We start from the raw sequence: 21,375 nt of genomic DNA, 5'->3' as shown, positions 1-21,375 counted from the left end.
GGGCTGCTCACCGGCAGCCCCGTACTCTGGGCACATGCTGATGACGACCGCCCTCACGGCCGCCGGGCCCCTCGCGGCCCTCGGGCCCGACTTCCTGAACGCCGACCACCTGATCGAGTCGTTCGGGACCGCCGCCCTCGTCGGCATCGCGCTCGTCATCTTCGTCGAGACGGGTCTGCTGTTCCCGATCCTCCCCGGCGACTCGCTCCTGTTCACGGCGGGCGCCCTGGTCGCGCAGGACTCGCTCGACATCAACATCTGGGTGCTCTGCCTGGTCCTGTTCGCCGCCGCGTTCCTCGGCGACCAGACCGGGTACCTCATCGGACGCACCGTCGGGCCGAAGGTGTTCAACAAGCCGGACTCGCGCTTCTTCAAGAAGAAGTACATCGACCAGACCTACGCGTACTTCGACAAGTACGGCGGCCGCACGATCATCGTCGCCCGGTTCGTGCCCATCGTGCGCACCTACGCCCCGGTCGCGGCCGGCGTGGGCGGGATGCGTTACCGGTACTTCATCACCTACAACGTGGTCGGGGCCCTGCTGTGGGCCGTCGGCGTGACCCTGCTCGGGTACTGGCTGGGCAACTTCACGTTCATCAAGGAGAACATCGAGGCGCTCCTCATCGTCGTGGTCGGCCTGTCGGTGATCCCCATCGTCGTCGAGCTCTGGAAGGCCCGCCGCAAGGGCGCCGAGCCCGAGGAACGCGACGAGCGCTACGACGACCAGGCCGAGCGCGACGAGGTCGAGCGCAAGGCCTTCGGCGCGTGACGCACCACGGCCCGCGCGAGATCCGCTCGTGGCTGTCGGACATGGACGGCGTCCTCGTGCACGAGGGGACCGCGCTGCCCGGTGCCGCGGAGTTCGTCAAGGCCCTCCGCGACGGGGACCGTCCGTTCCTGATCCTCACCAACAACTCGATCTTCACGACGCGGGACCTGCGTGCCCGGCTCGCGGCGTCGGGCATCGACGTGCCCGAGGACGCCATCTGGACCTCCGCGCTGGCCACCGCGCAGTTCCTCACCGACCAGATGCCGGGCGGTTCCGCGTACGTGATCGGCGAGGCGGGGCTGACGACCGCCCTGTACGAGGCCGGCTACACCCTGACCGCGGCACAGCCGGACTTCGTCGTCCTGGGCGAGACACGCACCTACTCGTTCGAGGCCATCACACAGGCCATCCGGCTGATCCAGGCCGGTGCCCGATTCATCGCCACCAACCCCGACGTCACCGGCCCCTCCGCCGACGGTGACCTCCCGGCCACCGGCGCGGTCGCCGCGATGATCAGTGCAGCGACCGGTCGTCAGCCGTACTTCGTCGGCAAGCCCAACCCGATGATGATCCGCTCGGCGCTCAACCGCATCGACGCGCACTCGGAGACCACCGTCATGGTCGGTGACCGGATGGACACCGACGTCGTCGCCGGCATCGAGGCCGGGCTGAGGACGTTCCTGGTCCTGTCCGGGTCCACCCGGCTGGCGGACGTGGAGCGCTTCCCGTTCCGCCCGACCGAGATCCTGGACTCGGTCCAGGACCTGGTCGGTCGCGTCTAGAAGCTGACCTCGGGGGCGGCGCGGACGCTCGGCTCCTCGACCTCGAAGTACTCGGCGCGCTCGATGTGGAACGCCTTCGCGATGATGTTCGGCGGGAAGGTCTCGACCTTCGTGTTCAGCTCGCGGACGTTCGCGTTGTAGAACCGGCGGCCCGCCGCGATCCGGTCCTCCGTGTTGGTCAGCTCCGCCTGGAGCTGCTGGAAGTTCTCGCTCGCTCGCAGCACCGGGTAGGCCTCCGCCACCGCGAACAGCCGGCCGAGGGCCTGCGTCAGCTGGTTCTCCTGGGCCGCCTGCTCCGCGGGTCCGGAGGCCGGTCCGGCGGCGGCGGCGCGAGCCCGGGCGACCTCGTCGAACACCCCGCGCTCGTGGGCGGCGTAGCCCTTGACGGTCTCGACCAGGTTCGGGATCAGGTCGTGGCGGCGGTGCAGCTCGACGTCGATCTGGCGCCACGCCTCCTGCACCAGGTTCCGCAGGCGGACGAAGCCGTTGTACGTCGCGACACCCCAGATGAGAGCGATCACGACGATCACGGCGATGACGATCAGGACGATGACACCAGCGGTCACAGCAGGGCCTCTCGCAGACAGGGCGGTTCAGCCGATCGTAGCGTCGGACGGCGACGATCAGGCGTCCTGCTGCCCGATCGTGGTCGGGGCGGGGTCGTAGCCGTGGTCCTGCCAGACGTGCCGCGGGACCGACCGGACGACGGCGGAGAGCAGACCGAGCCGGGACGCCAGCCGGTCGAGGTCCGTGGTGCCGGGCTCCCACGAGAGGATCCACGTGCCATCGATGCGCCAGGCGCTGCCCACCGCGTCGCCGCGCAGCAGCCGCTCCATGAGCCGCGGGTGCAGGATCGCGTGCCCGGTCCGCTGGTCCGTCGCCGCCACCCGGTACGCCCGGTTGAACGCCTCGGACTCGAGCTGCACGTCCTGGGCGCCGACGAGCTTGGCCAGCCGGGCACCGATCCCCTCGGGCGTCACCTCGACGGTCGGCAGGTACGTCGGCAGCGCGAGCGCCACGATGTGCGCGTGGTGCGTGCTGCGGTTCTTCCCGCTCCCGGTGGTCCACTGGTAGCTGAACGAGAGGGCGGCCCGCCCGTCGTAGGTGCCCCGCAGGACCTCGGTCGCGCGCCGCGCACCGCCCTGGCCGAACGGCTGCCCGCGGGAGATCTCGACCAGCGCGTGGTCCGCACGGGCGTACGTCCAGCCGTGGCGCAGCGCCCAGGCCGCGAACCGCTCGTGGCGCTTCTTCTGCACCCACAGCCCGGCGACGAACAGGCCCAGCGTGACGACCAGGCCGAGGACGACCAGGACACCGAACAGACCGTCGCCCACGGTCGGGTCACGCCAGGCCGAGGTCGGACAGGCTGAACAGGTAGTGGTACGGGACGCCGAGCGCCTCGATCTTGGCCTGCGCCCCCGTCGCGCGGTCCACGATCACGGCGGCGCCCAGCACCTCGGCGCCGGCCTCGCGCGCCGCCTCGATCGCGGCGATGGGCGAGCCGCCCGTGGTCGACGTGTCCTCCAGGATCACGACCTTGCGGCCGGCGATGTCCGGGCCCTCGACGCGACGCTGCATCCCGTGCGCCTTGGCCTCCTTGCGGACGACGAACGCGTCGAGGTCCTGACCACGGGAGGCGGCAGCGTGCAGGAGGGCGGTCGCGACGGGGTCCGCGCCGAGCGTCAGCCCACCGACGGCGTCGATCTCCGCGGTGCCGAGGCCGACCTCCTCCAGCCGGTCCAGCAGCAGGTGACCGATCAGCGGGGCGGCGCGGTGGTGCAGCGTGACGCGCCGCAGGTCCACGTAGTAGTCGGCCTCGCGGCCCGACGACAGCGTGACCTTCCCGTGGACGACCGCGAGGGTCGTGATGAGGTCGAGCAGCTGCTCGCGGGGCGTCGGGGAGAGGTCGTGGGTCACGGCCGCCAGGCTACCGGGAGCCGGCCGACGTCAGCCGATGGTCGGGGCGTCCGTGTCCTGGCCCTGGTAGGCCCGGCGGTAGCGACCGAACGCCCGGACGGCGGAGCGCGGGGCCAGCCGGGCGGCCGCGGACAGCGCCCGGTAGCGCAGGCTCGGGGTCGACAGGACCGCGCCCCGGCGGACGTCGGCGAGGGCCGTCGCGACGACGTCCTCGGCGTTCAGCCACGCGATCTCGGGGTACGCGGTCATGTCGATCTCGCCGCGCTCGTGGAACTCGGTGTGCACGAACCCGGGGTTCAGTGCGGTCGCCGTGACGCCCGTGTCGCGCAGCTCGACCGCGAGGCTCTCGGTGAACACGCGGACCCACGCCTTGTGCGCCGAGTACGTGCCGGACGTCAGCAGCGCGGCGACGGACGAGACGTTGAGGATCGCCCCGCGGCCGCGCGGCACCATGGCGCCCGCTGCGGCGTGCGAGAGGACCATCACCGCGGTGACCATGAGCGCGAGCGCGGTCTCCTCGCGGGCCAGGTCGCCGGGGACGAAGCGCTGGTTGAGGCCGACGCCCGCGTTGTTCACCAGCAGGCCGACCGGGCGCTCGGTGGCGCGCAGGCGGTCGGCGACGCGCTCGACGTCGGCGCGGACCGACAGGTCGGCGACGAGCACCTCGGCGCGGATGCCCGCGGCGGCCTCGAGCTGGGCGGCGAGACGGGTCAGCCGCTCCTCGTCGCGGGCGACCAGGACGACGTCGTGCTTGGCCGTGGCCAGCTGCCAGGCGAACTCCAGGCCCAGGCCTGCGGACGCGCCGGTGATGAGTGCGGTTGCCATGGGGAACACCCTACGGAGAGCGCACGAGGTCGCGCGCGTCGCCGACACGGGTCCGTTCCGGGTGTCCCGCGGGCCGACCATGTCTTCAGTGCTGCCGTGGCCTGCGCGGACGGCACCGAGGGCGTGGTCGCCCGGCGCAGCGCCTGTGGATGGGGGGCCGTCCCGCGTCAGCGGTGCGACGTAGGGTGTGCCGCGTGACTGACGGGTGGAGCAGCGACGTGCCGGACTGGCCTCTCGACGAGGAGCCGCCGTTCGACCCGTTCTACGACGCACCGCCGCCGGAGCACGACGACCCGCGCGCGCTGCCCGCGGCGGAGCGTCGTGACCGGTCCGGTGTGCCCCGACGCGCCCCCGCGGCCCGCCCGGACATCCCCCGCCAGGTGGCGCAGACGCTCGACCCGGAGGCCGCGCTGGCCGCCGCGGCGGAGGTGCTGCACAGCGTCTGGGGGTACGACGCCTTCCGCGGTGAGCAGGCCGAGATCATCGACACGGTCGTCCGCGGCGGCGACGCCCTGGTGCTCATGCCGACCGGCGGCGGCAAGTCCCTGTGCTACCAGGTCCCCGCCCTGGTCAGGGAGGGCACCGGGGTGGTCGTCTCGCCGCTGATCGCCCTCATGCAGGACCAGGTCGACGCCCTGTCCGCGCTCGGCGTGCGGGCCGGGTTCCTCAACTCGACGCAGCAGTCGTTCGAGCGCCGGAAGGTCGAGGACGCCTACCTCGCCAGTGAGCTGGACCTGCTCTACCTGGCGCCCGAGCGTCTGCGGGTGCCGGAGACCGTCGAGCTGCTGGACCGCGGCACGGTCGCCCTGTTCGCCATCGACGAGGCGCACTGCGTCTCCCAGTGGGGGCACGACTTCCGGCCCGACTACCTGCAGCTCTCGATGCTGCACGAGCGCTGGCCCGAGGTCCCCCGGATCGCCCTGACGGCCACCGCGACCGAGCAGACCCACGCGGAGATCGCGCAGCGGCTGCAGCTCGGGGAGGCGAAGCACTTCGTCGCGAGCTTCGACCGGCCCAACATCCAGTACCGGATCGCCCCCAAGGACAAGCCGCGGGACCAGCTGCTCAACCTCCTGCGCACCGAGCACGAGGGGGACGCCGGCATCGTCTACTGCCTCTCGCGGAACTCGGTCGAGCAGACGGCGCAGTTCCTGGTGGAGCGCGGCGTGACCGCGCTGCCGTACCACGCCGGCCTCGACCGGCAGGTGCGGGCGCGGAACCAGTCACGGTTCCTGCGTGAGGACGGCATCGTGATGGTGGCGACGATCGCGTTCGGGATGGGCATCGACAAGCCCGACGTGCGGTTCGTCGCCCACCTCGACCTGCCGAAGTCCGTCGAGGGCTACTACCAGGAGACCGGTCGCGCGGGGCGCGACGGGCTGCCGTCCACCGCGTGGCTCGCGTACGGTCTCGCCGACGTGGTCCAGCAGCGGCGGATGATCGACACGTCCGAGGGCGACGCGGCCCACAAGCGCCGGCTGACCGCGCACCTCGACGCGATGCTCGCGCTCTGCGAGACCGTGTCGTGCCGCCGGGTCCAGCTGCTCAACTACTTCGGCCAGCCGTCCGAGCCGTGCGGCAACTGCGACACCTGCCTGACGCCGCCCGAGTCGTGGGACGGCACCGTCGCGGCGCAGAAGCTGCTCTCGACGGTCGTCCGGCTGGAGCAGCGCGGGCAGCGGTACGGCGTCGGCCACCTGGTCGACATCCTGCGCGGCAAGGTCACTCCGCGGATCACCCAGCTGGGGCACGAGTCGCTCTCGACCTTCGGGGTCGGACAGGACCTGTCCGACGGGGAGTGGCGCGGGGTCGTCCGGCAGCTCCTGGCGATGGAGCTGCTCGGCGTGGACACCGACGGCTACGGCACCCTGCGGCTGGCGCCCGACAGCGCGGACGTGCTGCGCGGCGCGCGCGAGGTACGGCTGCGTCGGGAGACCGAGAGGGTCGTCCGGTCCCGCGGCTCGCGCGGCGCGCGGGCCACCGCAGCAGCGGACCTGACCGGCGACGACGTCGAGCTGTTCGAGGTGCTCCGGGCCTGGCGCGCAGGGGTCGCCAAGGAGCAGGGCGTGCCCGCGTACGTGGTCTTCCACGACGCGACGCTGCGCGAGGTCGTGACGCAGCGGCCGACGTCGCTCGAGGCGCTCGGTGGGATCAGCGGGGTCGGCGCGACCAAGCTGGAACGGCACGGACCGGGCCTGCTGGCCGCGCTGAACGGGGTCGCGGAGACCGTGTGACCGGGGCCCGGACGACGACGTGGTCGACGGCGCCTGATCAGAGCCCGAACCGGCGGCGCTGGAGCTCGCGGACCTCGTCGGCGAGCTCGGGGACCGGTCCGTCGACGGGGATGCCCGGTGCGACCGTGGTGATCGGGAGAGGTGCCACCGGTGCGGCGGGGATGCCCCACTCCGCCAGCCACGCACCGGTCTGCGCCGAGGACGTCGCGTACACGATCCGGCCCAGACCGACCCAGGCGTGGGCCGCGGCGCACATCGGGCAGTGCTCGCCCGAGGTGTAGACGGTGGACGCCGCGCGCTCGGCCGGCGTGAGGTGGTTCGCGGACCAGCGGGCGATCTCGAGCTCGGGGTGACGGGTCTCGTCGCCGTCCTTGACGCGGTTGCGGTCCTCGAACCGGACCTGGCCGGCGGCGTCGACCAGGACGGAGCCGTACGGTTCGTCGCCGTCGTCGAGCGCCTCGCGGGCGAGCTCGACGGCACGGGCGAGGTGGGCCAGGTCGACGTCGGAGATGGTCACCGTGCCACCGTGGCGGCCAGCACGCGAGCGCGCAACCTCGGCCGGTGCGGGACCAGGGACATCCGCCCGGCCATGCGGGCCTGGCGCGAGGACGGCACGTGGCGACGAGGTCGGCAGTCGCAACGCACGCTCTCGTCCCACACTGCCGACCTCGGGGCGGCGGAGGCGCGGTTCGAGCGTGTCAGGTGACCACGCGGAGCGGAGCCGTGCCCGTGGAGCCGCGGACCACCAGGTGGGTGGGGAGCTCGACCGTGACCGTGCCGCCGGGGTGGGTGGGATCGAGTCGCGCCAGGAGGAGGTCGGCGGCCGCGTGGCCGGCGCGCTCCAGCGGGGCCGCGATCGTGGTCAGGCCGGGGCGGACCAGGTCGGCGCCGAAGACGTCGTCGCAGCCCACGACGCTCATCGCGCCGGGGACGTCGACCCCGCGCTCGGCCAGCCGGTCGAGGATGCCGAACGCGAGCAGGTCGTCGAAGGCCAGCACGGCGGTGACGTCGGCGTGCAGGACGGCGTCCGCGGCGGCCGCCCCGTCCTCGCGGCGCGGGACGAACGGACCGAGGAAGACGACCTCGACGCCCAGCCGCTTGGCCGCGGTGCGCAGGACGGCGCGCCGGCGGCGGTCGGACCAGGACGCGCGCGGGCCGCCCGCGTAGGCGACGCGACGGTGCCCGAGGGAGGCCAGGTGGGCGAGCGCCTGGCCCGTGCCGCCCGCCGTGTCGACGAGCACGCCCGACTGGTCGGGCACGGGGCGGTTCACCGTGACCATCGGGAACTCGTGCGACCAGGCTTCCAGGCGGTCGTCGTCCAGCCGGGAGGCGGCCAGCACGGCTCCGTCGACGGTGGGCCGCAGTGCGCGCAGAGCGCGTTCCTCCGCCTCGACCGACTCCTCGGCGTCGACCAGCACGTGCACGTAGCCGTCGGCTCGGAGCCGGGCGGCGGTGCCGCGGACGATGCCGAAGAAGTAGGGGTTGGTGACGTCGGGGACGAGCAGGGCGACCATGCGGGTTCGGCCGGAGCTCAGCGCCCGGCCGGTCGGGCTCGGTGCGTAGCCGAGCTGGCGCGCGGCCTCGCGGACGCGCGTCGCGGTGCGCTCGTTGACGCGGCCGGGCTTGGTGAGCGCGCGGGAGGCGGTCGAGATGGCCACGCCGCTGGCGGCCGCGACGTCCCGGAGGGTGGGTGGCCTGGTCATCGGTCCTCGTCGAGCTGTCGGACGACGGGCCGGCCGGCCCGACGCGGTCCTATCGTGGCCGCCAACCCGGCGCTTGGCAACCATCGGCAAACGTTTGTCTCCGGTCCTCGGTGCGCCTACGGTGGACCCGCGCGCAGAGCTGCGCCAGGGACCAGAGCAGCGCCGACGAGGTCGTCGGCGGGACGGAGCAGGCATGCCGACGCACCACCCCGACACCGCGCCGGGCGACCTGGCGCCGACCGGGCACGGCTCCGCGATCCGGTCGGCGGAGGTCCTCGTCACCAGCCCGGACCGCAACTTCGTGACGCTGAGGCTCACCACCGAGGACGGGGTCGTCGGCCTGGGGGACGCGACGCTGAACGGTCGCGAGCTGTCGGTGGCGTCGTACCTGTCCGACCACGTGGTGCCGCTGCTGCTCGGAAGGGACGCGCACCGCATCGAGGACACGTGGCAGTTCCTCTACCGGTCGGCGTACTGGCGGCGTGGCCCCGTGACCATGGCCGCGATCGCTGCCGTCGACGTCGCGCTGTGGGACATCAAGGCGAAGGTCGCCGGGATGCCGCTGTACCAGCTGCTCGGCGGCGCCAGCCGGACCGGGATCATGGCCTACGGGCACGCGAGCGGGCGGGACCTGCCCGAGCTGTTCGACTCCATCCGGGACCACCAGGAGCAGGGCTTCCGCTCGATCCGGGTCCAGACGTCCGTGCCGGGCATCGACGCCGTCTACGGGGTGGCCGCACAGCCGTCGTCGTCGGGCCGCTACGACTACGAGCCCGCGCAGCGCGCTCCCCTGCCGGCCGAGGAGGACTGGGACACCCGCGCGTACCTGCGGCACATCCCGACCGTGTTCGAGGCGGTCCGCAGCGAGTTCGGGCCCGAGGTCCCGCTGCTGCACGACGGCCATCACCGGATGACCCCGATCCAGGCCGCACGCCTGGGCAAGGACCTCGAACCCTACGACCTGTTCTGGCTGGAGGACTGCACGCCCGCGGAGAACCAGGAGGCGCTGCGCCTGGTCCGGCAGCACACCACCACACCGCTGGCCATCGGCGAGGTGTTCAACACGGTGTGGGACTACCAGACGCTGGTCCGCGAGCAGCTCGTCGACTACGTGCGGTCCGCCGTGACGCACACGGGCGGCATCAGCGCGCTGCGCAGGATCCTCGACTTCGCCGCGCAGTACCAGATCAAGTCCGGCATCCACGGACCGACCGACATCTCCCCCGTCGGCATGGCCGCCGCGCTGCACCTGGACCTGGCGATCCACAACTTCGGCATCCAGGAGTACATGCAGCACGGCGCCCGGACGAACGAGGTGTTCCGGCAGACGTTCACGTTCGAGGACGGCTACCTCCACCCCGGTTCCGAGAACGGGCTCGGCGTCACCTACGACGACGAGGCCGCCGCGCGGTACCCGTACGCGCAGGCGTACCTGCCGTTCAACCGGCTCAAGGACGGCACGGTGCACGACTGGTGACCGGCGTGCACCCCCTGTGGCTGCCCGACGAGGCGTTCCGGGCGCTCGGGTCGCGGCGCGTGCTGGTCGCGGTCGGACCGGACGACGGCCCGGTCGCCGAGACGGTGATCGCCGAGGTCGCCGCCGCCACGCGACGGTTCGGTGGCAGCCTGACGACGACCCGAGCACAGTCCGTGACGGCCGAGGTCGCGCAGTCGCAGGACGTGGTGCTCGCGATCGGGCCCAGCGTGGCGGTGGCCGGCAGCCTCGCCACGCGGCTGGTGCCCCGTCCCGGCACCCCGGAACGGCACGATCCGTACCTTCCCGCGATCGCTTCGGTGCTCGGCGAGCGCTTCACGATCCTCCGGTGGACGACGACAGGCCCGGGTGCGTTCCAGGCGATCCGGGTCGGCGGTACCACCGTCGTGATGGCCGACGGGGCCGCCGGGCTGCTCTCCGGGATGCACTCCCTGGTACGCCGTGGGGAGTCCGCGTTCACGGCCCCCGAGGGTGAGCTGCACTGGGACGGGCCCCTGAACAGGATCCGGATGCTCGACCACTGGGACAACACCGTCGTCCATCCGGTCATGGGCCAGGTCGAGCGCGGGTACGCGGGCGGCTCGATCTTCTGGTCCGAGGGGCGGGTGCGCGACGACCTGGCGCGGGTCGGGCAGTACGCGCGGCTGCTCGGGTCGGTCGGGATCAACGCCGTCGGGCTGAACAACGTCAACGTGCACGCCGCCGAGGCCACGCTGCTCACGGACCACGTCGCCGACGTCGCCCGGCTCGCGGACGTGTTCCGGCCGCACGGGATCCGCGTGTACCTGTCGGTCAGCTTCGCGGCACCGCTGTCACTCGGTGGACTGACGACGGCCGACCCGCTCGACCCCGACGTGCAGCGGTGGTGGGCCGACGCGGCCGCACGCGTCTACGAGTCGATCCCGGACTTCGGCGGGTTCGTCGTCAAGGCGGACTCCGAGGGCCAGCCGGGACCGTTCGCGTACGGCCGGGACCACGCCGACGGGGCGAACGTCCTGGCCCGGGCGCTGGCACCGTTCGGCGGCACCGTCTTCTGGCGGGCCTTCGTCTACGACCACCACCAGGACTGGCGCGACCGCAGCACCGATCGCGCGAGGGCCGCGTACGACCACTTCACGCCCCTGGACGGCCGGTTCGACGACAACGTCGTCCTCCAGGTCAAGTACGGACCGATGGACTTCCAGACGCGCGAGCCCGTCTCCCCCGTCATCGCCGCGATGCCCCGGACGCGGCTGGCCGTCGAGCTCCAGGTGACGCAGGAGTACACGGGGCAGCAGCAGCACGCCGTCTACCTCGCGCCGCAGTGGGACGAGATCCTGCGGTTCCCGATCGCTGCCGACGGGCGCTCGGTGGGGTACGTCGCGGCCGGACTGCGCGCGGGAACGGTCCACCACAGGGACGACCCCGTGCCGCCGTCCGGGGGGATCGTCGCGGTCTCCAACGTCGGCGACGACGAGTTCTGGACCGGCCACCCCCTCGCGCAGGCGAACCTCTACGCGTTCGCGCGGCTCGCGTGGGGCGAGGAGGACCCGCTCGCGGTCCTCGACGAATGGATCGGGCTCACGTTCGGCGACGACCCGACCGTGCGGTCCGCGGTGCACGCCGTGCTCGACGACTCCTGGCGCACCTACGAGAAGTACACGGCCCCGCTCGGCGTCGGGTTCATGGTGCGCCCAGGTCATCACTACGGCCCCGACGTGGACGGCTACGAGTACACCGCGTGGGGCACGTACCACTTCGCCGACCGCGACGGCATCGGCGTCGACCGCACGCGCGCGACGGGCACCGGGTTCACCGGTCAGTACCCCCCGCCCTGGCGGGACGTCTACGAGTCGGTCGAGACCTGCCCCGACGAGCTGCTGCTGTTCTTCCACCACGTCCCGTGGACGCACGTGCTGCACAGCGGGTCGACCGTCATCCAGCACGTCTACGACACGCACGCGGACGGGTACGACGACGTGGTGCGGATGGCTGCCGCGTGGGCGTCCCTGGACGGTCGTGTCCCGGAGGCCGTCTTCGACCGCGTGACCGAGCGGCTCGCCGAGCAGGAGCGCAGCGCCCGCGAGTGGCGCGACCAGCTGCGGTCGGCGTTCTTCCGCCGGTCGGGCGTCCCGGACGCGACGGGGCGCACGATCTACTGACCTGCACCATCATCGACGCATGACCACCAGCACCCAGGTCCAGCTCGTCCGACGGCCGCAAGGGTGGCCGGTGCCCGAGGACTTCCGCACCGTCACGGTCGACCTGCCCGAGCTGGACGGGGACCAGGTGCGCGTCGCCAACGCGTTCCTCTCGGTCGACCCGTACATGCGCGGCCGCATGAACGACGCCGAGTCGTACGTCCCGCCGTTCGCGCTGGACGCCACGATGACCGGCGGCGCGGTCGGCCGGGTGGTGGCGTCGACCTCGGCGGACGTGCCCGTCGGCGCTGCGGTGAGCCACGACCTGGGCTGGCGCGACGTCGCGCAGGGTGACGCCGGCCAGTTCCGCGTGGTCGACGACGGTGTCCCGCTGTCGGCGTACCTCGGGGTGCTCGGCCTGACGGGGTTCACCGCGCACCTCGGGCTCCTCCAGATCGCGTCGATGCAGCCCGGCGAGGTCGTCTTCGTCTCCGGCGCGGCGGGCGCGGTCGGGTCGGTGGTCGGGCAGGTCGCGAAGCTCAAGGGCGCGTCGCGGGTGGTGGGTTCGGCCGGGTCGCCCGAGAAGGTGGCGCTCGTGCAGGAGCGGTACGGGTTCGACGCGGCCTTCGACTACAAGGACGGTCACCTGTACCGCCAGCTGCGCGCGGCCGCGCCGGACGGGATCGACGTGTACTTCGACAACGTCGGCGGCGCGCACCTGGAGGCGGCCCTCGGCGCCCTGCGGCGCGACGGGCGGGTCGCGCTGTGCGGCGCGATCTCCGGGTACAACGACGAGCACCCGCAGCCGGGACCGCGGAACCTGGCGCGGATCATCCAGCAGGGCCTCACCCTGCGCGGGTTCACCGTCCCGTACCACCTGCAGCACTACCCGGCGTTCCTCGCGGACATGCGGGGTTGGTTCGCCGCCGGCCGGATCGCGTACGACGAGACGGTCATCGACGGCCTGGACCACGCGGTCGACGCGTTCCTGGCGATGATGCGCGGCGAGACGACCGGCAAGACGGTGGTCAGGCTGTGAACTGGGCCTCGGCCGCCGCGACCATCGGCGCGGCCGTCCGCGCGTACAGGTAGGTCAGCGGCGCGGCGAGCAGGACCAGGAGCCAGTCCGACGCGTAGGTCAGCGCCGCGGTGAGCACGAGGACCGACACGAACCCGAGCGTGACCAGGGGCTTGCCCGCCACGAAGTACGCGCCCAGGCGGGCCACGTCGCGGGTGCGGAACGAGAACAGCGCACTGAGCACCAGAGCGTGCCCGGACCACAGCACGACGAGCAGCGCGACCGCCCCGAGCGCGACGCCGAGGACGGGCGGCAGGCCCGTCGCGCCCAGGTGCGTGAGGTTGACGGCGATGATCGCGAGGACCGCCAGGGTCGGGACCCACCAGCGCAGGACGTCGAGGACGTCGAGCCGGTAGCCGCGCCAGAAGTGCCGCGCCGGGGACAGGTCACGGTCCCGGGCGAACACCCGCCACGCGAACAGCGCCGCGGCCACCGACGGACCGAACGGCACGCACGCGAGCGCGACGAGCGGGACGTTGCTGACGTCCCGGTCGAGCAGCGTCAGCAGCACCAGCCCGGGCGCAGAGGTCAGCAGGATCATCCCCTCGACCACGAGGAACCAGTAGACGACCGCCGACCAGCGCGAGAGCGCGCCGGTGCCGAGCTCGTCGTCGGGCTTCGTCGCCATGGCCGTCATCCCACCACGTCCTGGCCGAGGATCCGCCGGTCGTCCAGTCCGGGGTGCTCGTCGGGGGTCACCGGGAGCAGCTCGACCAGGGTCACCTCGTGCCGCCCGAGCACGAGGTCGAGGTCCACGTGGCCGTCGGTCGCCGACAGGGAGGAGTGCCGGACGACGGGCACGGAGGCGTCGCGGAGCAGGTCGAGGGTCCGCTCGGACGGGTTCCGCGGCCGGCCGAGCTCACGCCAGGCGGTCCAGGCGTTGCCCTCGGTCTCGTTGACGGAGCGCCGGACGACCGCGGTGCTCGACGTGGCCACCGGCACCCGCAGCCGGAGCTCGTGCGTCGCCGGCGCCGAACCGTAGGGACCGTCGTCGGAGCCCCCCACCGGCTGCCACGCGAGCACGGTCACGCGCCCGTCGTCGTCGCGGCACACGAGGTGGTCCACGCCGCGGGCGAGGACGGACCCGCCGAGCCGGGCCATGAACGCGTACAGGTGGTAGGTCGGCTTGCGCACCTGGCGGTGGGTCAGCAGCCCGAAGCCGCCGTGGAACAGCGACGTCGGGATGTCCGCCTCCTCGAACACGTCGCAGAACGTCCAGTACGAGAACGAGTCGACCAGGTCCCCGCCGCCGGCCAGCACGGGCGCCAGGTAGGTGGCGTTCCAGGCGGTGTCGTGGACCGGGTTGTCCGGCCGGTAGGAGGTGTTGAACTCGCTGATGTGGACCGGCAGGCCCGCGAGCGCAGTGCCCTCGAGGTAGCGGCGGGGGGCGTCGAACTGGTCGAGCAGGTCCTGCGGCGGCTCGAACGTCTGGTAGACGCCGAACGGCACCTGCTGGACGGGTCCGGACGAGTACGCGTGGCGGCTCACGAAGTCGATGGGCACGTCCCGCGCCGCGACGAAGTCGGCGAACGGTGCCCACCACTCGTCGGACCCGGGCGACAGGACCGGGCCACCGACCTGCAGGGACGCGTCGACGTCCTTGACGGCCCGGGCGGTCGCCTCGTAGAGCCGGAAGTACGCGGCCTTGTCGGCGCCCTGCCAGAAGACCGTCAGGTTCGGCTCGTTCCACACCTCGATCGGCCAGGTGCGCACCTCGTCCAGGCCGTAGCGGTCGATCAGGTGCCGCAGCACCGCACGGACCAGCGCGGCCCAGTCGTCGTGCGAGCGCGGTGGCGTCACGTTGCCCTTCCACCAGAACACCGTCTGGTCCCCCGACGCGAGCGCCGAGGGCATGAAGCCCAGCTCCAGGAACGGCTTCAGCCCGATCCGCAGGTACGAGTCGACCACCTGGTCCACGTAGGTGAACGAGTACCGGGTCACGCCCTCCGACTGGCGCAGGACACCCATGTCGTCGGAGAGCAGGCCGTGGCCGCGGATGTACCGGAAGCCGATCTCGCGCTGCACGAGCGCGGCGGACTCCTGGTAGTCGGCGCGCAGGGCGAGGTTGAGGCGGCCGGTGCCGACGCACTCGCGCCACGCGTCCGAGAGGCGGCCGGTGGGCTGGGACGGGACGACGAGACGGTTCATGAGAGGACGAGCACCTCCGTTGGGGGACGGGGTCAGGGTGTCACCGACGGCGACGACGCGGCCGGTCAGATGGTCGGGGCCGGCCCCGCGCAGCACGCGGGGCCGACCGGTGTGCTCAGCCCTTGGCGGCGAGCGCCTGGTTGAACGTGTCGACGTACTGGTCGACGTTGAGCCCCTTGAGCTCGGTCAGCCAGTCGTCCCACTCGGACAGCGGGCGCTGACCGAGGATGAACGCGGCCGTGTTCTGCGTGACCGAGTCGTTGAGCGCGGCCTGCCAGAGCGTGATCTGCTCCTGCTGCATCTCGTCCAGGGGCGCGGACGGGACCAGCGGCAGCTCGGTCTTGTCCGCCATGGCGTCGATGAACTCGTTCGTCGCCGCGGTGTTCAGACCGCGGATCAGGTCGTCCGTCGTGCCGTTGGCCAGCATCCACACGCCGTTGCTGAACCCGAGGTCGGCGTTGAGCTTCTTGGTGCCGGCGGGGTTGACGCCGTTCCAGTCGACGTCGGCCGCCAGGGTGCGGGTCTCGCCGTCCTTGGTGAACGTGGTGCCCTCGACGCCGTACTTGGCGTACTCGAGACCGCCGTCGGAGTAGTACAGCCAGTCGACGAACTGCAGGAGGGCGAGGAAGTGCGGCTTCTCCGCCGCCTCCGACGAGATCATGAAGCCCGACGCGACCCGGCTGCCCGACGCGACGTTGTCTCCCGCAGGGCCCTCGGGCACGCGGATCAGGTGGACCTGCGCGTCGGTGTTGCCCGCGTCGGTGAAGGTCTTCGCGTAGCTGGTGATCTCCTGGGTGTTGCCCGAGATCGCCAGGGACTGGCCGCTGCCGAACTTCTGCTTCGCGGTGTCGTCGTCCTGGGTGACCGACTCCGGGTCGAGCAGGCCGTCCTCGACGAGCGAGGCGAAGTACGAGACGAGCTCCTTGTAGCCGTCGGACGACGCCGCGTAGGAGAACGTCGCGGAGTCCTCGTCGTACACGAGGCCGTTGCCGAAGCCCCAGCCGGCGACCGTGCCGAAGTTCGGCGCCGCCAGGTTCAGGGTCGCGCCGAGCGGGCTGTTGTTCGTCGTGGACCAGCGGTCGGACATCGGCCAGACGCCCGGGTTCGCGGCCTTGATCGTCTCGAGGTCGTCCCGCAGGTCGTCCCACGTCTGCGGGTCCTCGGTGATCCCCGCGTTCTCCCACACGTCCTGGCGGATCGCGATGGAGTACTGCGGCTGCGGCGACTCGTACAGGCCCGGGAGCATGTAGTACTTGCCGTCGGCCTGCTTGAGGTTGTCGATGTACGGCTGGAGGTCCCAGTCCTCGATCCGCTGCTGGAAGTTCGGCATGTACTGCACGTAGTCGCTGATCGGCAGCAGCGCACCGCCGGACACGAACTGCGTCTCCTGACCCGGGTACGTCACGGGGATCAGGTCGGGCGCGTCACCGGCGCTGATGATCAGCGACTTCTTGGCGTCCCAGTCCGACAGCGGCGCGCTCGTCAGGTCGAAGCTGACCAAGTTGTTCTCCTCCAGGTGGGAGAAGAACAGCCAGTCCTCGTTCAGCGGGTAGTTCGGGTGGTCGCGGTAGAGCACGCCGAGCGTGACGGGCTCCGTCGCGACGAACTCGGTGCCGACCGCGAAGTCCTCCATGGCGCCGACGCGCTGAGCGTCGGGGATGCCGCTGCTGCTGGCCGACGGCTCGTCGGCCGGGTCGCCGCCCGACGAGCACGCCGCGGTGAGCGTGAGCGCGAGCACCGCGACCGACGCAGCCGCCCCGACGCGCTTCCTGGTTGAACGCATGATTCTCCTCGTTGAGAAGTAGGGGGTGTGGGCTTACTGCTTGACCGCGCCGAGCATCACGCCCGACACGAAGTACCTCTGGAGGAACGGGTAGAGGCAGATGATGGGCAGGACCGTGAGGAGCATGGTCACGGACTGCACGTTGGCGCCGATCTGGGTGAGGTTGTCCGTGCCGCCGCCCTGGATCGAGGTGCCGCCCGTGACGCCCGCCATGAGGTTGCGCAGGTACACGGTCACCGGGTAGAGGTTCGGGTCGTCCATGTAGAGGAACGCGCCGAACCAGCCGTTCCAGAACGAGACCGCGTAGAACAGCAGCATCGTCGCCACCACGGCCTTGCTCAGCGGGAGCACCACCTTGAAGAAGACGCCGTAGGTGCTCATGCCGTCGATCGAGGCGGCCTCCTCGAGCTCGCTCGGGAAGTTCTCGAAGAACGACTTCATCACCAGCAGGTTGAAGATGCTGATGGCGTTGGGCAGGACGATCGCCCACAGGGTGTTCCGGAAGCCGAGCTGGCTGATGAGGATGTAGTTCGGGATGAGCCCGCCGTTGAAGAACATGGTGGCGACGGCGACGCCGATGAAGAACTTGCGCCCCTTGAGGTGGTGCTTGGACAGGGCGTACGCGTACGTGGTGGTGAGGGCCATCGCGATGGCGGTGGCGACCACCGTGTACTCGACGGTGTTGCGGTAGTTGCGCCAGAACATCGAGTCCCCGAGCACCACCTGGAACGTGGTGAGGTTGAACCCGCGCGGGACCAGGTTGACCTGTCCCGAGTTGATGTAGCCCTCCGAGCTGAACGCCTGGGCGACGATGTTGACGAACGGGTACAGGACGAGGGCGGCCACGATGATGAGGACCGCCGCGTTGACCCAGCGGAAGGTGCGGTAGCCGCGGCTGTCCTTGACGCCGGTGCTCCTCGGGAGGGCGATGTCGGTCACCACAGGCTCGCCCCCACGGTCTTCCGGGAGATCGCGTTGGCCGACAGGATCAGCGTCACGCCGATGATGGCCTCGAACAGGCCGATCGCCGTGGCGTAGCTGATCGAGTTGGACACGATCCCGACGCGGTACAGGTACGTGGAGATGACGTCGGCCGTCGAGTAGATCAGCGGGTTGGACAGCAGCAGGATCTTCTCGAAGCCCACCGCCATGAACGTCCCGACGTTGAGGATGAGCAGCACGATCATGGTCGGGCGGATCCCCGGCAGGGTGATGTGCCACGTCTGCTTCCACCGGTTCGCGCCGTCGATCCGGGCCGCCTCGTACAGCTGCTCGTCGATCGTCGTGAGCGCCGCGAGGTAGAGGATCGTGCCCCAGCCGACCGTCTGCCAGACCTCCGACGTCAGGTAGATCGTGCGGAACCACGACGGCTCCTGCATGAACGTGATCGCCTGCCCGCCGGCCGCCTCGATGATCTGGTTGACCGTGCCGTTGACGCTGGTGAGCTGGAAGACGATGCCCGCGACGATGACGACGGACATGAAGTGCGGGAGGTAGGAGATCGTCTGGATGCTGCGCTTGAACCGGCGCGACCGGACCTCGTTGAGCATCAGGGCCAGGACGATCGGCAGCGGGAACACCACCAGCAGCGTGAGGAACCCGAGGATCACCGTGTTGGTGAACGCGTGCCAGAACTGCTGGTCGTTGATGAACATCCGGACGTAGTAGAGGCCGACCCACTCGTCGCCGAACATGCTCCCGCCGGGGCGGAACCGGCGGAACGCGACGACGTTCCCGAGGATCGGCACGTACCGGAAGACGAGCAGGAAGATCAGGGGCAGCACCAGGAACGAGTACAGCCGCCAGTCCTTGCGCAGCGCCGTCCGCCAGGTCTGGTGCGCGGCGGGGATGACCGAGCCGTCGTGCGCGACCCAGGTCTCCTTGCGCGGGTTGCGCGACTTCCCGCGCTTCGGGTCCAGGGCCGGCGCGATCGGCGCCAGCGGCTCGGCCAACGCGGGTTCCTTGAGGCTCATGCGCGGGTCACCTCCAGCGCGTGCAGCGGCACGACGGACACCGCGGTGGTCAGCCGTCGCGTGTGGTCGACGGTCCGCAGGTCGCCGACGAGACGCAGGGCGAGCGCGTCGCTGTCGTCGGCGCTGGACCGCGCGACCCGCAGCTCGACGTCCCCCGGCTCGACGACGCGCGCGCCGAACCTGCCCGTGAAGGCGGTGACGTCGGCCGGCACGACGAACGTGACGAGCGCCGACTCCGCGGGGGCGAGCTCCACGCGGGCGTACCCGACGAGCCGCACGACGGGCCGCGTCACCTGCGCCACCGGGTCGTGCAGGTAGAGCTGCACGACGTCCGCGCCCGCGCGGTCCCCCGTGTTGGTGACGAGCACCTCGACCTCGGCGTCCCCGTCGACCGCCCACTCCTCGCTGGTGGCGCGGGCGGACCAGGAGAACGACGTGTACGACAGGCCGTGGCCGAACGGGAACGCGGCCGTCGGGTCCACCGACGAGACACTCGTGCGTCGGCCCAGCGGCGCGGACAGGTAGGTGCCGGGCTGCCCGGAGGCGTCGGCGGGGAGGCTGACCGGCAGGCGGCCCGACGGCGACACCGCACCCGTGAGCACGTCCGCGAGCGCCTGCCCGCCGAGCTGGCCGGGGAAGAACGCCTGCACGACGGCCGCCGCGTCGTCGGCCAGCGACCCGAGCGCGTAGGGGCGCCCGGTGAGCAGCACCAGCACGACCGGCGTCCCCGCGCCGAGCACCGCCCGGACCAGGTCGGCCTGGACGCCCGGCAGGTGCAGGTCGGTGGCGTCGCACCCCTCGCCGGACGTGCCGCGGCCGAACAGCCCGGCCCGGTCGCCGACCGCGACGACGCACACGTCCGCGTCCCGCGCGGCCGCGACGGCGGCGTCGAACCCCGTGCGGTCGGGGTCGGTGACGTCGCACCCGCGGGTGTGGGTGACCGTCGGGTGCGTGCTGCGCAGCGCGTCCAGGAGCGTCGGGATCTCGATGCCGAGCCCGTGCTCCGGGTGGTGCACGCCGACGTGCGCGGGGAACGAGTAGCAGCCGAGCATCGCCATCGGGTCGTCCGCGAGGGGGCCGACGAGCGCGACCCGCGCGCCGGGCCGTAGCGGGAGGGTCCGGTCCCGGTTGGTCAGCAGGACGATCGCCTCGCGGGCCAGCCGGAGCGCGACGTCGCGGCTGCCCTCGTCGTCCAGGTCGAGGTCCGGGTCGGCGACGGGCGACCAGTCGGCGTCCAGCAGGCCGAGCTCGGCCTTCTGCGTCAGCACCCGGCGCAGGGCCCGGTCCACCAGACCCTCGTCCACCTCGCCGCGGGCCAGGGCTTCCCGCAGCGGCTCGCCGTAGCAGTGCACGCTGGGCAGCTCGACGTCGACCCCGGCCGCGAGCGCCAGCCCGGCCGCCTCCCCCTCGGAGCCCGCGACGCCGTGCAGCGTCTGCAGGAACCGGATGCCGAAGTAGTCCGCGACGACCGTCCCGGTGAACCCCCACCGGTCGCGCAGGATCGTGGTGAGCAGGGTGCTGTCCGCCGCCGACGGGACGCCGTCGAGCTCGGCGTAGGAGTGCATGACGGACTGCGCGCCGCCCTCGCGGACCGCCATCTCGAACGGGGGCAGGACGACGTCGGCGAGCTCACGCGGACCGATCGAGACGGGTGCGAGGTTGCGTCCCGCGCGGCTGACCGAGTAGCCGGCGAAGTGCTTCAGCGTCGCGACGACGCCCGCTCCCTGGAGCCCGCGGACGTAGGCGGTGCCGACGGTGCCGACGAGGTAGGGGTCCTCGCCGATGGTCTCCTCGGTCCGGCCCCAGCGGTAGTCCCGCGTCACGTCGAGCACGGGCGCGAGCCCCTGGTGCACGCCCGCGGCGTGCATCGACGTCCCGATCCGGGCTGCCATCTCCTCGACCAGCTCGGGGTCGAAGCTCGCGCCCCAGGACAGCGGGACCGGGTAGGCGGTCGCGCCCCAGGCGGCGAACCCCGCGAGGCACTCCTCGTGCACGAGCGCGGGGATGCCCCAGCGGTTCGCGCCGACGACCTCGGCCTGCGACGCCGCGAGGGACCGGGCGCCCGCGGCCGGGGCGACCGGTGCGGATCCGTACGGACGGGTCAGCTGGCCGAGCCCGTCGCGGATGACGTCGGCCCAGCGCAGGCCGTCGTCGGTCATCTCGGACTGGTGCGGGGCGACGCCGGCGCCGCCCGCGTCGGCCCCGACCCAGAGGCCGACCAGCTGTGAGAGCTTCTCGTCGAGGGTCATCCGGGCGACCAGGTCGTCGACCCGGGCCTCGTGCCGGTGTTCCTGTCCTGTCATGTGACCTGCCACCTCCCGTCTCACAGCCCTGTGAGCGCCGAAAGTATCGACCGCGGTGTCGATATCTGCCGCTGACGGACGCTAGGCGCCTCGGTGGCGCCTGGCAATCAGGACGGGAACTTTGGCAAACGTTTCTCATTCGGAGCACTGTCGGGGAGCGGATGAGATCCGCGGACGGTGCTGGGCCGCGCCGCAGGTGGGTGCTACGTTCGGCCCGATAGTTGCGACGAGCAGACCGGGACGCC

The 21,375-nt window shown here is 71.8% G+C and carries 18 protein-coding genes; 6 read left to right on the top strand and 12 right to left on the bottom strand.

The genetic code is table 11. From position 1 onward, the window contains the following. The first annotated feature begins 34 nt into the window (after positions 1 to 34). Both CTE05_RS07240 and CTE05_RS07235 read left to right on the top strand, forming a co-directional pair. Positions 35 to 769: a VTT domain-containing protein gene (locus tag CTE05_RS07240; protein WP_146845445.1), complete on the top strand. Its 735-nt coding sequence runs from the start codon at positions 35 to 37 to the stop codon at positions 767 to 769. A gap of 41 nt (positions 770 to 810) precedes the next feature. Then, positions 811 to 1,551, top strand: a complete 741-nt coding sequence (locus CTE05_RS07235) for an HAD-IIA family hydrolase (RefSeq protein WP_146845505.1) — start codon at positions 811 to 813, stop codon at positions 1,549 to 1,551. On the opposite strand, the gene CTE05_RS07230 is transcribed toward CTE05_RS07235, so the two are convergent. Genes CTE05_RS07230 through CTE05_RS07215 form a run of 4 tightly spaced genes read right to left on the bottom strand, consistent with a single transcriptional unit; the run spans position 1,548 to position 4,293 of the window. Then, positions 1,548 to 2,117, bottom strand: coding sequence for a LemA family protein (locus CTE05_RS07230; protein WP_146845444.1), 570 nt, complete (start codon positions 2,115 to 2,117; stop codon positions 1,548 to 1,550). The genes CTE05_RS07235 and CTE05_RS07230 overlap by 4 nt on opposite strands. Before the next feature lie 57 nt (positions 2,118 to 2,174). Next, entirely contained in the window at positions 2,175 to 2,885 is a 711-nt protein-coding gene (locus CTE05_RS07225; protein WP_146845443.1) for a DUF3137 domain-containing protein, read from the bottom strand. 7 nt (positions 2,886 to 2,892) lie between these two features. Beyond that, positions 2,893 to 3,468, bottom strand: a complete 576-nt coding sequence (pyrE, locus tag CTE05_RS07220; RefSeq protein ID WP_146845442.1) for an orotate phosphoribosyltransferase — start codon at positions 3,466 to 3,468, stop codon at positions 2,893 to 2,895. Positions 3,469 to 3,498: 30 nt separating this feature from the next. Beyond that, positions 3,499 to 4,293 carry an SDR family NAD(P)-dependent oxidoreductase gene (locus CTE05_RS07215; protein WP_146845441.1) on the bottom strand — a complete coding sequence of 265 codons (795 nt, stop codon included), beginning with the start codon at positions 4,291 to 4,293 and terminating at the stop codon, positions 3,499 to 3,501. A 149-nt stretch (positions 4,294 to 4,442) separates the two neighbouring features. Between CTE05_RS07215 and recQ the strand changes: the two genes are divergently transcribed. Next, on the top strand, positions 4,443 to 6,527 hold the full coding sequence (gene recQ, locus CTE05_RS07210; RefSeq protein WP_146845440.1) for a DNA helicase RecQ: 2,085 nt from the start codon (positions 4,443 to 4,445) through the stop codon (positions 6,525 to 6,527). Positions 6,528 to 6,564: 37 nt separating this feature from the next. Here recQ and CTE05_RS07205 read toward each other — a convergent pair whose 3' ends face one another. After that, positions 6,565 to 7,044 carry a nucleoside deaminase gene (locus tag CTE05_RS07205; protein WP_146845439.1) on the bottom strand — a complete coding sequence of 160 codons (480 nt, stop codon included), beginning with the start codon at positions 7,042 to 7,044 and terminating at the stop codon, positions 6,565 to 6,567. A 181-nt stretch (positions 7,045 to 7,225) separates the two neighbouring features. After that, positions 7,226 to 8,230 (bottom strand): LacI family DNA-binding transcriptional regulator, encoded by a 1,005-nt coding sequence (locus CTE05_RS07200; protein WP_146845438.1) that lies wholly within the window; start codon positions 8,228 to 8,230, stop codon positions 7,226 to 7,228. A 193-nt stretch (positions 8,231 to 8,423) separates the two neighbouring features. Here CTE05_RS07200 and manD point away from each other — a divergent pair, with 193 nt between their 5' ends. From manD to CTE05_RS07185, 3 genes are read left to right on the top strand one after another with little or no spacing between them, the layout of a single operon-like run. Further along, positions 8,424 to 9,707 (top strand): D-mannonate dehydratase ManD, encoded by a 1,284-nt coding sequence (manD, locus tag CTE05_RS07195; protein ID WP_246123397.1) that lies wholly within the window; start codon positions 8,424 to 8,426, stop codon positions 9,705 to 9,707. Next, on the top strand, positions 9,704 to 11,866 hold the full coding sequence (locus tag CTE05_RS07190) for an alpha-glucuronidase (protein ID WP_146845437.1): 2,163 nt from the start codon (positions 9,704 to 9,706) through the stop codon (positions 11,864 to 11,866). Before manD ends, CTE05_RS07190 begins: the two co-directional genes overlap by 4 nt. A 19-nt stretch (positions 11,867 to 11,885) precedes the next feature. Then, entirely contained in the window at positions 11,886 to 12,884 is a 999-nt protein-coding gene (locus CTE05_RS07185; RefSeq protein ID WP_146845436.1) for an NADP-dependent oxidoreductase, read from the top strand. On the opposite strand, the gene CTE05_RS07180 is transcribed toward CTE05_RS07185, so the two are convergent. The 6 genes from CTE05_RS07180 to CTE05_RS07155 form a co-directional block, all read right to left on the bottom strand. Beyond that, positions 12,874 to 13,551 (bottom strand): DUF624 domain-containing protein, encoded by a 678-nt coding sequence (locus CTE05_RS07180; RefSeq protein ID WP_186814768.1) that lies wholly within the window; start codon positions 13,549 to 13,551, stop codon positions 12,874 to 12,876. The two genes, CTE05_RS07185 and CTE05_RS07180, sit on opposite strands and share 11 nt — an antisense overlap. Before the next feature lie 5 nt (positions 13,552 to 13,556). Beyond that, complete coding sequence (locus CTE05_RS07175) at positions 13,557 to 15,071, bottom strand: GH39 family glycosyl hydrolase (protein ID WP_146845434.1); 1,515 nt, start codon at positions 15,069 to 15,071, stop codon at positions 13,557 to 13,559. 115 nt (positions 15,072 to 15,186) lie between these two features. Further along, positions 15,187 to 16,854, bottom strand: a complete 1,668-nt coding sequence (locus CTE05_RS07170) for an ABC transporter substrate-binding protein (protein ID WP_146845433.1) — start codon at positions 16,852 to 16,854, stop codon at positions 15,187 to 15,189. A 33-nt stretch (positions 16,855 to 16,887) separates the two neighbouring features. Continuing rightward, positions 16,888 to 17,793, bottom strand: a complete 906-nt coding sequence (locus CTE05_RS07165) for a carbohydrate ABC transporter permease (protein WP_246123395.1) — start codon at positions 17,791 to 17,793, stop codon at positions 16,888 to 16,890. Further along, complete coding sequence (locus tag CTE05_RS07160) at positions 17,790 to 18,827, bottom strand: ABC transporter permease (protein WP_246123393.1); 1,038 nt, start codon at positions 18,825 to 18,827, stop codon at positions 17,790 to 17,792. The genes CTE05_RS07165 and CTE05_RS07160 overlap by 4 nt, the downstream gene beginning before the upstream one ends. After that, a complete protein-coding gene (locus CTE05_RS07155) occupies positions 18,824 to 21,130 on the bottom strand; it encodes a beta-xylosidase/alpha-l-arabinosidase (protein WP_146845431.1) in 2,307 nt (768 codons plus the stop codon). Before CTE05_RS07155 ends, CTE05_RS07160 begins: the two co-directional genes overlap by 4 nt. Positions 21,131 to 21,375 lie beyond the last annotated feature (245 nt).

Origin of the sequence: Cellulomonas terrae, from assembly GCF_007990265.1 — a bacterium.
GTDB lineage: Bacteria > Actinomycetota > Actinomycetes > Actinomycetales > Cellulomonadaceae > Cellulomonas > Cellulomonas terrae.
Note: the sequence above shows the minus strand (reverse complement) of the source record. Positions and strands in the feature narration are given on the sequence as shown.

Coding starts and splice junctions, on each gene's coding strand:
- CTE05_RS07240 (WP_146845445.1), top strand. CDS start 35: ATGCTGATGACGACCGCCCTCACGGCCGCCGGGCCCCTCGCGGCCCTC.
- CTE05_RS07235 (WP_146845505.1), top strand. CDS start 811: ATGGACGGCGTCCTCGTGCACGAGGGGACCGCGCTGCCCGGTGCCGCG.
- CTE05_RS07215 (WP_146845441.1), bottom strand. CDS start 4,293: ATGGCAACCGCACTCATCACCGGCGCGTCCGCAGGCCTGGGCCTGGAG.
- recQ (WP_146845440.1), top strand. CDS start 4,443: ATGGGGGGCCGTCCCGCGTCAGCGGTGCGACGTAGGGTGTGCCGCGTG.
- CTE05_RS07200 (WP_146845438.1), bottom strand. CDS start 8,230: ATGACCAGGCCACCCACCCTCCGGGACGTCGCGGCCGCCAGCGGCGTG.
- manD (WP_246123397.1), top strand. CDS start 8,424: ATGCCGACGCACCACCCCGACACCGCGCCGGGCGACCTGGCGCCGACC.
- CTE05_RS07185 (WP_146845436.1), top strand. CDS start 11,886: ATGACCACCAGCACCCAGGTCCAGCTCGTCCGACGGCCGCAAGGGTGG.
- CTE05_RS07180 (WP_186814768.1), bottom strand. CDS start 13,551: ATGGCGACGAAGCCCGACGACGAGCTCGGCACCGGCGCGCTCTCGCGC.
- CTE05_RS07175 (WP_146845434.1), bottom strand. CDS start 15,071: ATGAACCGTCTCGTCGTCCCGTCCCAGCCCACCGGCCGCCTCTCGGAC.
- CTE05_RS07170 (WP_146845433.1), bottom strand. CDS start 16,854: ATGCGTTCAACCAGGAAGCGCGTCGGGGCGGCTGCGTCGGTCGCGGTG.
- CTE05_RS07160 (WP_246123393.1), bottom strand. CDS start 18,827: ATGAGCCTCAAGGAACCCGCGTTGGCCGAGCCGCTGGCGCCGATCGCG.
- CTE05_RS07155 (WP_146845431.1), bottom strand. CDS start 21,130: ATGACAGGACAGGAACACCGGCACGAGGCCCGGGTCGACGACCTGGTC.